The 14,936-nt window shown below is 44.0% G+C and carries 12 protein-coding genes; 7 read left to right on the top strand and 5 right to left on the bottom strand.

The window, feature by feature from the left end; all coding sequences use genetic code 11:
* Nucleotides 1-180 precede the first annotated feature (180 nt).
* Both ppc and B9T36_RS15495 read right to left on the bottom strand, forming a co-directional pair.
* Nucleotides 181-2,865 (bottom strand): phosphoenolpyruvate carboxylase, encoded by a 2,685-nt coding sequence (gene ppc, locus B9T36_RS15500; protein ID WP_086210363.1) that lies wholly within the window; start codon nt 2,863-2,865, stop codon nt 181-183.
* A gap of 191 nt (nt 2,866-3,056) precedes the next feature.
* Nucleotides 3,057-3,698: a TetR/AcrR family transcriptional regulator gene (locus B9T36_RS15495; RefSeq protein ID WP_086210362.1), complete on the bottom strand. Its 642-nt coding sequence runs from the start codon at nt 3,696-3,698 to the stop codon at nt 3,057-3,059.
* A gap of 151 nt (nt 3,699-3,849) precedes the next feature.
* On the opposite strand from B9T36_RS15495, the gene B9T36_RS15490 reads away from it, so the two are divergent.
* From B9T36_RS15490 to dnaJ, 4 genes are all read left to right on the top strand, one after another.
* On the top strand, nt 3,850-4,950 hold the full coding sequence (locus B9T36_RS15490; RefSeq protein ID WP_086210386.1) for an efflux RND transporter periplasmic adaptor subunit: 1,101 nt from the start codon (nt 3,850-3,852) through the stop codon (nt 4,948-4,950).
* Nucleotides 4,951-4,952: 2 nt separating this feature from the next.
* Entirely contained in the window at nt 4,953-8,090 is a 3,138-nt protein-coding gene (locus tag B9T36_RS15485; RefSeq protein WP_086210361.1) for an efflux RND transporter permease subunit, read from the top strand.
* Between the two features lie 130 nt (nt 8,091-8,220).
* Nucleotides 8,221-8,598, top strand: a complete 378-nt coding sequence (locus tag B9T36_RS15480) for a hypothetical protein (protein ID WP_086210360.1) — start codon at nt 8,221-8,223, stop codon at nt 8,596-8,598.
* A gap of 105 nt (nt 8,599-8,703) precedes the next feature.
* On the top strand, nt 8,704-9,822 hold the full coding sequence (gene dnaJ, locus B9T36_RS15475; protein ID WP_086210359.1) for a molecular chaperone DnaJ: 1,119 nt from the start codon (nt 8,704-8,706) through the stop codon (nt 9,820-9,822).
* A gap of 63 nt (nt 9,823-9,885) precedes the next feature.
* Here dnaJ and B9T36_RS15470 read toward each other — a convergent pair whose 3' ends face one another.
* Nucleotides 9,886-10,122 (bottom strand): hypothetical protein, encoded by a 237-nt coding sequence (locus tag B9T36_RS15470; protein ID WP_086210358.1) that lies wholly within the window; start codon nt 10,120-10,122, stop codon nt 9,886-9,888.
* Between the two features lie 197 nt (nt 10,123-10,319).
* Between B9T36_RS15470 and dapB the strand changes: the two genes are divergently transcribed.
* Nucleotides 10,320-11,141, top strand: coding sequence for a 4-hydroxy-tetrahydrodipicolinate reductase (gene dapB, locus B9T36_RS15465; protein WP_086210357.1), 822 nt, complete (start codon nt 10,320-10,322; stop codon nt 11,139-11,141).
* A gap of 57 nt (nt 11,142-11,198) precedes the next feature.
* Nucleotides 11,199-11,846, top strand: a complete 648-nt coding sequence (locus tag B9T36_RS15460) for an START domain-containing protein (protein WP_086210356.1) — start codon at nt 11,199-11,201, stop codon at nt 11,844-11,846.
* A gap of 51 nt (nt 11,847-11,897) precedes the next feature.
* Here the strand turns inward: B9T36_RS15460 and B9T36_RS15455 are convergent, their stop codons facing one another.
* A complete protein-coding gene (locus B9T36_RS15455) occupies nt 11,898-12,302 on the bottom strand; it encodes a hypothetical protein (protein ID WP_086210355.1) in 405 nt (134 codons plus the stop codon).
* A gap of 99 nt (nt 12,303-12,401) precedes the next feature.
* Between B9T36_RS15455 and B9T36_RS15450 the strand changes: the two genes are divergently transcribed.
* Nucleotides 12,402-13,853 (top strand): PLP-dependent aminotransferase family protein, encoded by a 1,452-nt coding sequence (locus B9T36_RS15450; RefSeq protein ID WP_086210354.1) that lies wholly within the window; start codon nt 12,402-12,404, stop codon nt 13,851-13,853.
* 28 nt (nt 13,854-13,881) lie between these two features.
* Here the strand turns inward: B9T36_RS15450 and ahr are convergent, their stop codons facing one another.
* Nucleotides 13,882-14,904: an NADPH-dependent aldehyde reductase Ahr gene (gene ahr / locus B9T36_RS15445; RefSeq protein WP_086210353.1), complete on the bottom strand. Its 1,023-nt coding sequence runs from the start codon at nt 14,902-14,904 to the stop codon at nt 13,882-13,884.
* Nucleotides 14,905-14,936 lie beyond the last annotated feature (32 nt).

Here is a 14,936-nt window from a genome sequence, read left to right as displayed (position 1 = left end):
TGGTAAAAGTTTTAATTTTTAAAAATAACGATAAATCAAGGCTTAATTGGTAATTTTTGCCAATTATTTATTCATAAATAATTATGATTAGATTGATAAATTTTTTTAACAGGTTTGACCATGCGGTCAATAAAAAAGCACACCATAGTGATGTGCTGTAAATTAAACAGGCTTAAAATTTTAACCAGTATTTCGTAATCCAGCCGCAATGCCTGCAATACTGACCATCAGAGCATGGTCTACAGGTGTATTGGTTTCTTGGCTACTTTCTAAGTAACGGCGACGACGTTTCATTAACTCTGCCTGAAGCAAATGTAGCGGCAATAAATACGGCTTACGTACACGCATGGACTGGTCTAAAACTTCGTTACTGCTCAGTAGTTTCGATTCACCTTTAAGTGCTAACAGGGTTTGCACTGCATATTTTAAACGTTGACGCAGATGTTCCCCAAGCACTTTCAAATCTTCATCATTGGTCAGGTGTGATTCATAATACAGCGCCACATGACCATCCGATTTTGAGAGCACCATTTCCAACATATCAATCAGGGTTTGGAAATACGGCCATGTCGCCAGCATTTCATCCAAGGTCGCTTTATGCCCTTGATCAATCACTTGGTTAATTGCAGCGCCTGTACCGAGCCAAGCTGGTAGCATCAAACGAATCTGTGTCCACGCAAATACCCACGGAATGGCACGTAAAGACTCAATGCCACCACTGACTTTACGTTTTGCCGGACGTGAGCCAAGCGGCAACATTTGTAGCTCTAGCTCTGGGGTGACTGTGCGTAAATACTTGACGAAGTGCGGGTTTTCTCGCACGGTTTGGCGATACACCTGCACCGACAAATCGGTCATGCTGTGCATCAACTCGCGCCACTCAGGTTTAGGAACAGGTGGTGGAAGTAAAGTGGCTTCTAAAGTAGCAGCGGTATAAATCTCTAAGTTTTGTAGTGCAATACCTTCTAGGCCAAACTTGAAGCGAATCATTTCGCCTTGTTCAGTGACTCGGATGGCACCTGAAATTGAGCCGGGTGGCTGTGAAAACAGGGCTTGTTGTGTTGGTGCACCGCCACGACTGATGGAACCGCCACGACCGTGGAAGAGGGTCAGTTGGACGTCATGCTTTTTCGCAACCGCAGTTAATTCTTCTTGCGCACGGTACTGTGCCCAATTGGCTGACATAAAGCCTGCATCTTTTGCCGAGTCCGAATAGCCAATCATCACTTCATGCTTGCCCTGAATATGCTGTTTATACCAATGCATATTGAATAGGGTATTCATCGTGCTTGCGGCGCCATCTAAGTCTTTTAATGTTTCAAACAAAGGCACCACACGCAGCGGATGTTGGATCCCTGCTTCTTTTTGCAAAAGTAGTACCGCCAGTACATCACTTGGGTACTCCGCCATCGAAATAATGTAGGCACCTAAACTTTCTTGAGGCTGCGCTGCCAAAGTGCGCATGGTGGCAAACACTTCTTGTACTTCGGGTTGTTCAATTAAGCTTTGTGTAGGCTCATTTAAATGTTTCGGCAACAGCGGACGTTTGCTTTGTAGTTCCTGCAATAAAAAATTTTGGCGCGCTTGTTCAGTCCACGTTTCAAAATTACCCAGACCCAGATATTCAGTAATCGCGGAAATCGCTTGGCGATGCCGTCCTGACTCTTGGCGAATGTCCAATTTCAGCAGTTCAATCCCGAAACAGTTCACCCGATGGATAAAATCGAGCAGTTTCCCATTGGCAATTTCAGGTAGATTGCTGGCAATTAAAGAGCGATAACACAGTAGTAAAGGCTGTAACAGTTCATCTTTAGCTTTAATGACACGGCTGTCATCGGCATCGGCACCGCGCAGTTTTTCTGCTAACCAATGGCGCGTAGCTTTTAGCCGTTCGCGAGTATCGCGTAAATATTCACGGTACGGTTCAGGATGGTCTTGACCCAAGGCTTGACGCAGTTCATCGCTACAGCTTTGAATCGAGAGTTCCCAACGTAAATCTTCAATGTCACGTAAGTACAGATCAGCTGCTTTCCAACGGGATAGCCACAGGACTTCTTGAGTAATATTGTGGGTTACATTTGGGTTGCCGTCACGGTCACCGCCCATCCATGAAGCGAAACGAACAGGTGCGACATGGAGAGGCAGACGTTGCCCACAGTGCTCAATCACCATGTCGTCCAGTTCACGCATGAACTTCGGTACGGCATTCCATAAGGTTTGCTCAATGGTGGTGAAGCCCCATTTTGCCTCATCCACAGGGGTTGGGCGATGTTGACGGATTTCATCGGTCTGCCATGCCGAACAGATCAATTGTTTTAAATCTTCAAGGACTGTTTGGCGCTCACGTGGGGTGAGTTTCTGCTGATCCATTTTAAAGAGAGCGTTATTGATACCATCATATTTTTGGATCAGGGTTCGGCGACTGACTTCTGTTGGATGAGCAGTCAGCACCAGTTCAATATTCAAATCACAGATTTGCTGAAATAGCGTATCAGTGGGAATGTCATTATTCTTGAATTTTTCAAAGAGGTGGTCGAGCGGATTGGGAGACGGGGTGTTTACATCAAATTCGCTTTGACGACGGCTACGTACAACGTGATATTGTTCAGCAATGTTGGCAAAATTCAAAAAGTGAGTAAAAGCACGAGTCAGTGGGAGAATTTCATCATCTTCAAGACTTAAAAAAAGTTGTTCGAGCTGTTTTTCAGCTTCAACTTGTCCGTCGCGAGCACCTTTGGATAAGGCACGAATTTGCTCGACCTGATTAAACAAATCTTGTCCAGCATGCTCCTTGAGGGTTTCACCCAACAAGTTGCCGAGTAATCGGACATCTTCACGTAGTGGAGCATCAATTTGTTGAATCATGATTATTATTCCCTCGTTGTTCTTAATTTGACTATACCCCGATTCGGTGACAATCCAAGTAGGGGCAGACAAAAGTAGGGGATTAATTGCTGAATTTAGAAACAAATGAAAGACTTATATCGCTGCTCTCTATTGATTCAATCACATGAATAAGTGACAAATCACTGAATTTGTTATTAAAAAATTCAAAGTCACTCTATTTGCTTTTCGTGTTTTTGTATCGGGTATCTGAATAAAAAAATGCTGATCGCTTCTTGAATGATTTGTTCACATTGTTCTGCACTAGGAACTTCGTTCATCCCCAATAGCATTTCTTGATGACGATAACCAAAGAGCAAAGACATTAATAAGGTGATGGCATCATTGACTTGTTCAAACTGAAGTACGCCTAGTGTTTGGGCCTGATGAAAAAATTGCTCCCAAATAGTCTGCATTTTAAGATGAGATGCTTTATAGAAGTTATGTAAAAGAGGATTTTGCTCTGCCGCTAGTTGTAATAACAAATGTTCCAGTTTAATTGCTTCGGGCAGGTTAATAATATACATCGACAGCGTACAGATTTGTTTGAGCATAGGTTGGAAGTCTTCTGCACATTGCAATTGAAATGAACGACCCAGCATCAGCTTTTCACAGGTTTCTTCTATGGCACAACTAAACAGGTTGGCTTTATCCTGAAAATGATTATATACCGTCAGTTTAGTGACATGGGCTTCTTTGGCAATCTGATCCATACTGGAGCCATGATAACCATGTTGTAAAAACAACTGACGTGCAACATTCAAAATCCGTTGCCGTTTTTCTAAATCCTTTGGACGTCCTGCTGAAGCTTGCACAAGTGATCCTAAAAAAAAGTTCAAAAAGTCATTTACATCTTAGTGTATCTTTAATTAGTGTACTATGCAGTATATTAATTAAAAAATAACCATGTTGCATCTGGATATTGTGCCTGATGAGCAGGTGATTTTGGAAGAAGAGCAGACTTCAATGAGCAGAATTCAGACCCTTGTGGCAAGTATGATGGTGGTGTGTAGTATCACCTTGTGGGGATGCAGCAAAGACACGGCTGAATCAGAACCCATCCCTCTAGTTATGGTGAGCCAACCGAATACCACTCATTTAGAACAAAAAAGTTATGCGGGTGAAGTACAGGCCCGCCAACAAACCGCACTGTCGTTTCGTGTTGGGGGGCAAGTTACAGAGCGATTGGTCGATGTGGGGGATCAAGTCAAAGTTGGACAAGTCTTAGCACGTTTAGATGTGCAAGATGCTCAGTTACAGTTAAATTCTGCCAAAGCCCAACTCGAGAGTGCACAAGCGGCTGAGAAAAATGCACAGGATGAACTTAACCGTTTTAAGCAATTATTACCCAGTAATGCGGTCAGTCGTTCACAGTACGACAGCGTTGAAAATCAATATAAAGCAGCACTGTCGAGCTTAAAACAAGCCCAAGCCAATTTTAATGTTACACAAAACCAAACCAGCTATAACCAACTGATTGCCAATAAAAATGGCGTGATTACCGAGCGAAATATTGAAATTGGGCAAGTGATTTCAGCAGGACAGCCCGCTTTTCAACTGGCGATTTCTGGTGATCGCGAAGTCGTGATCGGTGTCCCTGAACAAGCTATTCCTAAAATTACAGTGGGACAGGATGCCGTCGTTACGCTATGGTCTCAGCCCGATCAGCGTTTTGCAGCCTATGTACGTGAAATTTCCCCTGCCGCCGATCAGTCCCGAACCTTTAGTGTCAAAGTGGCGCTGCGTGAAGGGCAAAATGCGATTCAGTTGGGGCAAAGTGCACGTGTATTCTTTAGCTCCACCGAGAGTAATGTGCTGAGTGTGCCGTTAGCCAGTGTTTCAGCGAGTGGGAAAAATGCCTATGTCTGGGTGGTAAACAGCGATAACAGTATTCGTAAGGTGCCTGTGGTTGTTGGCGAGTATGGTCGCGATACGGTCACTATTCGCTCAGGGTTACAGCCAAAAGACTATGTGGTGGTGGGCGGAGTCCATTTACTACGTGAAAAACAGAAAATTAAACCGATTAGCCGTGATAACAAAGCGGTCCAGATTGCGGCAGGGAGTTAAGCATGAACTACAACCTGTCCGAATGGGCACTTAAAAATAAAGGTTTGATCCTCTATTTTATGTTGTTACTCGGGATCATTGGGGTGGTGTCTTATTCCAAACTTGCTCAAAGTGAAGACCCGCCTTTTACCTTTAAAGTCATGGTAGTGCAGACATACTGGCCTGGTGCAACTGCGCGTGAGGTATCGGAACAAGTCACAGATCGTATTGAAAAAGAACTGATGACCACGGGTAAATACGAACGTATTATGGCGTATTCACGACCTGGCGAGTCCATGGTCACTTTTGTAGCACGTGATGCCATGCGCTCGAGTGAAATACCTGATGTTTGGTATGATGTTCGTAAAAAAGTCAATGATATTAAGCATGAACTCCCAGATGGTGTTCAGGGTCCTTTCTTTAACGATGAGTTTGGTGACACTTTCGGTAATATCTATGTATTGACTGGTAAAGACTTTGACTATGCGGTGATGAAAGAATATGCCGATCGTTTGCAGTTACAACTACAACGTGTCAAAGATGTGGCTAAGGTGAACCTTGTTGGTTTACAAGACCAAAAAATTTGGATTGAAATTTCCAACACCAAAGCTGCGCAGTTAGGTATTCCCGTCACAGCTATTCAACAAGCGTTGCAACAGCAAAATACCATGGCCAGTGCAGGTTTCTTTGAAACGAAGTCTGACCGCATTCAACTGAGAGTCACAGGGCAGATTAAAAGCGTTGCAGAACTGCAACGTATGCCACTCTTGGTCAATGGAAAAACCATCCAGCTTAGTGACGTTGCTGATGTCTATCGAGGCTTTAGTGAGCCAGCTCAACCCCGTATGCGTTTTATGGGCGAAAATGGTATCGGAATTGCGGTCTCGATGCGCAAAGGTGGCGACATCTTGGCTTTGGGTAAAAACCTAGAGACTGAGTTTTCTAATCTGCAAAAAACCTTACCCCTTGGTATGGAGTTGAAAAAAGTTTCAGATCAGCCCGTTGCGGTGAAGCGCAGTGTCAACGAATTTATGAAAGTGCTTGCAGAAGCGGTCATTATTGTCCTGCTAGTGAGTTTCTTTTCACTGGGTTTCCGTACTGGGCTGGTGGTGGCATTCTCCATTCCACTGGTCTTAGCGATGACCTTTGCAGGCATGAATATTTTTGATGTTGGCTTGCATAAAATTTCGTTGGGGGCTTTGATTTTAGCACTGGGACTGTTGGTTGATGATGCCATTATTGCAGTCGAAATGATGGCCATTAAAATGGAGCAGGGCTATAGTCGACTACAAGCCGCAGGGCATGCGTGGCGAACCACGGCCTTCCCAATGCTGACGGGAACATTGATTACCGCTGCGGGCTTTTTGCCAATTGCAACAGCAGCCTCAAGTACAGGTGAATACACGCGTTCTATTTTCCAAGTGGTGACCATTGCTTTAATTGTGTCGTGGTTTGCGGCTGTATTGTTTGTACCTTATTTGGGCGACAAATTATTGCCTGATTTCAATAAGGATCTCATCCAAAAAGCACCGTGGTATAGCCGGTTGTGGGCACGATTGCGCAAGCAGCCTGAGCCACAGTCAACGGTGCATCATCCTGGTGAGCAGCATGATCCCTATCAAACCAAGTTCTATCAAGGTTTTCGTCGTTGGGTCAATCTGTGTGTGACTTATCGAAAAACGGTCATTGCGACAACGGTTGGGATCTTTGTGCTCTCGGTGCTCATGTTTAAATTGGTACCACAACAATTCTTCCCGCCTTCGAATCGCGCAGAAATTTTGGTCGATTTAAAACTCGAGGAAGGTGCATCTTTAACCGCAACTGAAAATGCAGTGAAAAAGGTCGAACAGTTCCTATCGAAGCAAAAGGGGATTGATAACTATGTGGCTTATGTGGGCACAGGTTCACCGCGCTTTTATTTACCGCTCGATCAGCAACTGCCACAGGCAAGTTTTGCACAGTTTGTAGTTTTGGCCTCTTCATTGGATGATCGAAATGAAATTCGCAAGTCTTTAGATACACAAATCCGTCAGTTACTGCCAGATGTTCGTACTCGTGTTTCTCTGCTTGAAAATGGGCCACCTGTTGGTTATCCAATCCAGTATCGGGTATCAGGTGAAGATTTGACACAGGTTCGTGCATGGGCGGACAAAGTAGCTGCGCTGATTGGCACAAACCCGAACACAACGAATGTACACCTTGACTGGGGTGAGCCAAGTAAGGTGATTAGCTTAGAGATTGATCAAGACCGTGCCCGCCAAATGGGGGTGTCTAGTTTAGATTTAGCCAATTTCTTGAACAGTTCTATTTCGGGTGCCACGATTAACCAATACCGTGAAAAGCGAGAACTGATTGAGATCCGCTTACGCGGAGACCAAGCGGAACGGGCTGAAGTAGAGTCCCTTTCCAGTCTGGCTATTCCAACCTCAAGTGGTGGCACAGTGCCACTCGCGCAAATTGCGAAAATTAATTATGGTTTTGAAGATGGATTGATCTGGCACCGTAACCGCTTACCGACCATTACGGTGCGTGCAGATATTCGGACCAAATTACAGCCTGCCACTGTAGTGGATGAAATGGCTGAACAGATGGATCAGCTGCGTGCAGAATTGCCAAATGGTTATTTGGTTGAAGTGGGTGGTACCGTGGAAGAGTCTGCACGTGGTGGTAAATCGGTTGCAGCGGGCATGCCTTTGTTCTTAGCCGTGGTCATGACCTTGCTGATGATTCAACTGCGCAGTATGTCGCGTGCGACAATTGTACTGCTTACCGCACCTTTAGGCTTAATTGGTGTGGTGCTATTCTTGCTGCTGTTCAATAAACCCTTTGGTTTTGTTGCAATGTTAGGCACTATTGCCCTGTCGGGGATGATTATGCGTAACTCGTTGATCTTGATTGATCAGATTGAGCAAGACATTCAAGCAGGGCATGAAACATGGGATGCGATCATTGATGCAACCGTGCGACGCTGTCGTCCGATTGTGCTGACGGCATTGGCGGCTGTCCTTGCCATGATTCCACTGTCCAGAAGTATTTTCTTTGGTCCCATGGCTGTTGCGATTATGGGTGGATTGATTGTAGCGACGCTATTAACCCTGTTCTTTTTACCTGCCTTGTATGCGCAGTGGTTTAAAGTAAAAAAAATTAGCCATAAGCTGTAAATTTATGCCAATATCAGGTGCGAAACATTGAAAATTTCAATATAGTAGCACCTGAAATTTATGGCATTTTTATAAAGCAGTTTTTGCTACACATTACAAAACGAACGATGTAGCAAATGGGGTTAAACGCATGATGCAAGACAATATTACCAAGTATCGCCGCTCTATAGCGATTTCTTATGTCTTCATGTTTTTAGCTTTGTTTACTGTGATTAGTGGCGCATTTTCATATTGGTATGCACGGAAAGTCACGCAGATTGATCACGCTGAGGTCTGGTTACAAGCCCAAGCCCTTTGGGTGATGCGTAATATTGTGATTTATAGCATCTTGGCTTTGTTTGCAGCATTGTGGTTTATTCCGCTCATGTTTTTCACTTGGGATAGCGCATTGTGGGTCACCGCATGTACTGTTGCAGGTGTCGTTTTTAGCTGTATTGCATTTCTTTTTCTTTTAAATGCATGGTTTAAAGGCTTCTCTAAATTTTTGAAAAATAAGGCTGTTTTCTAAACATACTGATTTTTTTTCAAACATCCCCTTGTAAAACTTGGTTTGACCCCCAATTTCAGACCACAGCCCAGTATTAAATAAATTCCGTGAGGAGCATCGCCAGACATGGCTAAACGTGATTATTATGAGGTTTTAGGTGTTGCTAAAACCGCTAGTGATGATGAAATTAAAAAAGCCTACCGTAAGTTGGCGATGAAATATCATCCAGATCGTAACCCTGATAATGCCGAAGCTGAAGAGAAGTTCAAAGAAGCTGCTGAAGCTTATGAAATTTTGTCGGATAGCGAAAAGCGCAGCATGTATGACCGTATGGGACATCAAGCCTTTGAAGGTGGTATGGGCGGCGGCGGTGGCTTCGGTGGTGGTTTCAGCGCAGAAGATATCTTTAGTCAATTTGGTGATATTTTCGGTGGCGCATTTGGTGGCGGCGGCGGTCGTGGTCAACAGCGTGCACGTCGTGGTTCTGACTTACGTTATGTAATGGAACTGACCTTGGAAGAAGCAGTAAAAGGAGTGAAGAAAACCATTACTTTTACTGCACCAGCACCGTGTGAAACGTGTGATGGCAAAGGTTCTAAAAACCCGAATGATGTTGAAACCTGTAAAACCTGTCATGGTGCAGGTCAGGTTCGCATGCAACAAGGTTTCTTCTCTGTACAGCAGACTTGTAGCACTTGTCGTGGTCAGGGCAAGATCATTAAAAACCCATGTAATACTTGTCATGGTTCAGGTGTTAAAGACCGTCAACAAACCCTTGAAGTGACGATTCCTGCGGGTGTCGACAATGGTGACCGCGTTCGTTTAACGGGTAAAGGTGAAGCGATTCGTGACGGTCAGTCAGGTGACTTGTACGTAGAAGTGGTCGTGCGTGAACACGAAATCTTCCAACGTGATGGTGCAGACCTGTATATGGATGTGCCTGTAAGCATTGCAGATGCTGCTTTGGGTAAAGAAATTGAAATCCCGACACTCGAAGGTCGCGTGAGTTTGAAAATTCCTGAAGGTACACAAACGGGTAAAATGTTCCGTTTACGTGGCAAAGGGGTTAAACCTGTACGTACCAGTATGCAAGGTGACTTACTCTGCCGTATCGTGATCGAAACGCCAGTCAACTTAACAGCACGTCAACGTGAGTTGTTAAAAGAGTTGCAAGAAACTCTGGATGGAGATGATCACAAATCATCACCGAAGAAAAAGTCTTTCTTTGACCGTCTGTTTGACTGATAAAACGTCATATCGGTTAAATAAGATTGAAAAGAGCGGGAAAATTTTCCCGCTTTTTTTATGTTACTGCACTTCTGTTGGAAGTTCAGGTTGATCAATCTGATCTACAGAGACGGTCTCTTCAACAGGTGTAACAGATGGTGCTTGTTGTTCAGTATTGACCTTTGGGTGTGTACTGGTGCTAATTTTGACTTGTGACAAACTTTCCAAAGTGTCGCCTGCTTGAACAGCAGGTTCAGCCTGAACATTTGCCAGACAGCCCCCAAACGCGATCGCTAGAAAAAGTACCTTTGCTTTCATTCTATTTTCCTCATTTTAAAGTTGTTTTTTAACGCGAACCTAGTCTGCGTAATATTGATTGCAAATTTGTGAAAATGACGAGAAATGATGTTTGAAAATAAAGCGATTTTTTCGATGAAAATGGCTAACAAAACTTAGTCTGGGCAATGAGTTTTGCTATAGTAAGAACAATTTTGAAGCTACATTAGGAATATATTATGTCAGCAGCTCCACGCATTGGTGTCTTGGGTGCAGGCGGTCGTATGGGTCGCATCCTTATTCAAGCGGTAAACGAAGCAGGCTATCAATTGGCTGCAGCCGTTGAACGTCCTGAAAGTTCATTGATTGGTGCAGATGCAGGTGAGCTTGCAGGAATTGGTAGCCTTGGGGTGAAGGTGGTGGGTAGCCTAGAAGCGGTAGTGAAAGAGTGTGATGTGGTGATTGATTTCACTGCACCAGTAGCGACTGTTCAGCATTTAAAAATTTGTCGTGAAGCGGGTGTAGCCATTGTGATTGGTACTACTGGCATGAATGACGAACAAAAAGCCTATTTGGATGACTCTGCGACTCAAACACCTGTGGTGTATGCAGCCAATTATTCTGTGGGTGTCAACGTTTCGATTAAACTGTTGGAATTGGCTTCTAAAGTCTTTGGTGACACGGTGGATATTGAAGTGATTGAAGCACATCACCGTCATAAAGTCGATGCGCCATCAGGCACAGCGCTGATGATGGGTGAAGCGATTGCTGGAGCTTTAGGGCGTGACTTGAAAACTGATGCAGTATACTGCCGTGAAGGTCATACAGGGCCTCGTGAGCGTCAAAGCATTGGCTTCCAAACTATTCGTGGTGGCGATATTGTCGGTGAACATACCGCGATGTTTATTGCCGATGGCGAGCGTGTTGAAATTACCCATAAAGCGACCAACCGAATGAACTTTGCTTCAGGTGCCGTACGTGCTGCGGCTTGGGTCATCGGGCGTGAAGCAGGTAAATATGATATGAAAGATGTGTTAGGTTTTAACGATATCCAAGTATAAAACCAGTTTCATTCGTAATAAAAACAAGATAAAAACGAAAATAAGACGAAGAATAGAATGAAAAAAGTCATGTATATGGCTTGTGTTGTTGCCTTAATGAGCACAGCACAAGCCAAGCCTATGGATCAAGCCAAACTGAGTATTCATAAAAATAATATTAAAGTTTGGACTTATCAAAATGCACAAAACCCCGTTTTTTTATATAAGGCTGAAACCACGTTTGATGTGCCGATTGAAAAAGCCGTTTCACTGATTTTGGATGTAGACCACGCAGTGAAATGGGTACCGTATATGGGCAGTGTCAAAGTTTTGTCCCGAGATGATAAAAAAGGTGAATTCCAGTTGTATATGGTGCTCGACTTTCCTTTTCCTTTAAAAGATCGCGACTTGGTGGTGCAAGGCAAAATGATCAAGGACAGTCAGGGGGTGATAAGTATTAAAAACAAAGCCATTGATAAAAATATTCTGAAAAATCCAGACTATGTACGCTTAAACCACTATGAAGGCGATTGGACTTTCCAAAAACTCGGACCAAACAAAGTGAGAGTTTCCACTTCGGGTTATGCCAATCCTGAAGGCTCGATTCCACTGAGTATCGTGAACATGTTCGTCCAACAGCAGCCTTATCAAATGCTACAGAAAATGAAAAAGCAATTGCAGGAACAGCGTGATCTGCCTGTGCAGTTACCTGTGGCTTTACGTTAGAACTGCTGAAAGCCTGCACTGCGGTACAGGCAATTGATTTTGATGGTGGTTTTATTTAGGCTGTTGGTAAGCAGTCAGTTGCTGTAAAGTCGACGCCTGAGGTAAATCTAGGTGCATTAAACTCAGCATGACATGTCCTTCACCAGCAAGTGAGATTTTGAAATGTTTGGCACTGCTTTGATCACATTGAAATTCTAAATGTTTCTTATTGGGTAAATTTATCTGCATTTGTCGTTCATCGTTCAACCGATATTCATAGGTTCGCTGTGTTGCTGTTTCCGTCAAGCTCGGCTGTAAACTTAAAAATTGGTAGTCATTTAAGTTCTGTGTTTTGAGAAACCCTTCAATGAGCGCTTTACAAATAAAGTGCTGTTGCTGTACTTGCTGTGAAACCTTTTGCGGTTGGCATGCAGATAAATTCAATACACAAAATAAAGAAATCATTATTTTTTTCATAAAGGCACCTATTGACGTTCGTTGACGGATGACAGGAGCATAATTCTGTGCGCATAATGGATACAGATACATAAAATTTAAAAAAATAGGTACAGATGCATGGCTTTTCAGTATCAGAGCTTGGCGACGCAGTTACTTGAGAAAATTCAAAATGCGGAATTACCCGCAGGACAGAAATTGCTGTCTTTGCGACAGTTTGCAATTTTACAAAAGGTCAGTCTAAATACTGCCAAAAGTTGTTATGAACTGCTCGAATCGCAGGGCTATATTCATGTAAAAAATAAATCAGGCTATTTTGTCAGCTATCAGAAAAAATCCAGTCCCTCTATTCCTGTGCCACAGCATCCAGACTTTCAGTCCCAAGAGCGTGAGATCTCAAATTTAGAACTGCAACTTGAAATTCAACAGTCTTCTATTAACAGTCGTCTCATTCATTTGGGTGCTATTCAGCTTTCGCCTAAACATGTGCCTGTAGAGGCACTCCGCCGTTCAATCCAACGTGCACTAAAGCATAGCCAACCTGAAGACTTTTTATATAGTGATAAGCAAGGTCATATTCGCCTAAGACAAGCTTTGTCGGAGCATTGGGCTGAAGATGGTTTTTACATTTCGCAGGATGATATTTACATCAGCAATGGCTGTATGCCTGCATTGTCGGTAATCGTTCAAAACTTAAGCCAAGAAGGGGACAGCGTGATTGTCCCAACACCGAATTTTAATGGTCAGCTGCAAATGTTGGCTGGCTTAAAGCGAAAAATCATTGAAATTCCAGCCGATACTCAAGGTTTTGATTTGGAACGTTTAGAGCAAGTCATGCAAACTTCAGGCGCAAAAGCATGTTTACTTACGGCCAATTATCAAAATCCCTTGGGATTTTGCCTAAGCAATGCAGAAAAAGAAAAAATTGCACAACTGGCTGCACGTTATCAATGCTATGTAATTGAAGATGATATTTATGGTGAGTGTAGCTTCAGCTCGAGTCGTCCGTTGCCGATTAAATATTGGGATCAGCAGGGTTATGTGATTTTCTGTGGTTCGGTTTCCAAGTCACTTTCAACTGCGTATCGGGTAGGTTGGTTCTGTATTCCGCAGCGCTTAGCGCATTTGAAGGCTACTTTGCTGATGCAGAATATCACCGTGAATACACCTTTGCAGTTGGCACTGGCTGACCTGATTTATAGCCGTGCCTATCGCGAACATTTACAGCAGCTTAAACCGATTTTGAAACAGCAAGTTGAACAATATCGACACATGATCATGCATGCCTTTGACGGGGTAGAGTTACGGATCAATCAGCCCTTGGGAGGATATGCGCTATGGCTACAACTTCCCGAAAGTATTGATGGTTTAGACATGTACTATTTTGCGCAACAACATGGTATCAATATTGTGCCCGGAGAGGTTTTTGGAGAAGGGCAGCGTTATAAAAACTGCATCCGTCTCAATGCTGGACATGAACTTTCGGTAGATATTCGGGAGGCCGTTAGCTTGTTGGCCGATTGGGTCAAAGCGCAAATTAATCGTTCGGTAGGGGTTAAACAAGCGGTCTAAAAAGCGCCTCTTTTGAGGCGCTCATCGTTTAAAAGTCGGCTTTGAGGACAATACGATAACGTGCTTGCCCTGAATGTAAACGTTCCAGCGCTTCATTTAACTGCGACATGGGATACAGTTCAATTTGTGGCGCAATATTTTTACGTGCAGCGAACTTGAGGAGTTGGCGTAATGCCGCAGGAGATCCTGTCGGTGAACCTGTGATAGATTTGGCTCCACCAATTAGACTACCCGCAGAAATTTGCATCGGTTCTAAGGGCAGTCCCAACATATGTACCGTACCATTCGGAGCAAGTGTGGCTAAATATGCTTGCCAATTGAGCGTGACATTCACCGTACTGAGCAACAGATCGAATTTGCCTCTTTGCGCTTTAAGTGCATCCACATCTCGGCTATTTACGACATGGTCTGCCCCCATAGCCTTGAGCTCTTCAGCTTTGTCTAAATTGGACGTGAATGCCGTAATTTCACAGCCCCATCCTTTCAGAAGCTTAATCGCCATATGGCCAAGCCCACCAATGCCAATCACACCAACATGGTGAATAGCTTGAATTTGGTGCTTTAAAATTGGATCAAAAACAGTAATCCCGCCACACAGCAAAGGCCCTGCTGACTCAGGGTCCAGATCTTCAGGTAAGGGAATAATCCACTGCCAACCTGCCCGAACTTTGTTGGCAAAACCACCTGCATGCCCTACGATGGTTGCTGTTGAACCGCCTGTACAGAGCACCTGCTGCCCCGACACACATGGGTCACAGTGTTGACAACTTTCAGCGGTCCAACCGATACCTACGCGTTGCCCCAGTTTTAAGCCTTTGGCCTCTGAGCCTAAGCGAATGATAGTACCAATAATTTCATGGCCTGCAACCACAGGGTAGACCGATGAATTCCAGTCATTATTGATGACCGAAACATCAGAATGACACAGTCCACAATATTCCACCTGCACTTCAACTTGATGTGCTTGCAGTTCGCCTGCATCGAATTGATAGGGTTGTAAGGCCTCGCCTGCTTGCATCGCCGCATAGGCACGAATGGTGTTGTCAGTCATATTCGGTGTCCTTATTTATCGTTTGAGATGGT

Source organism: Acinetobacter sp. ANC 4204 (assembly GCF_002135205.1).
In the GTDB taxonomy this organism is placed as follows: domain Bacteria; phylum Pseudomonadota; class Gammaproteobacteria; order Pseudomonadales; family Moraxellaceae; genus Acinetobacter.
The sequence above is the reverse complement of the archived record's forward strand: the minus strand, read 5'-3'. Positions and strand labels throughout refer to the sequence as shown.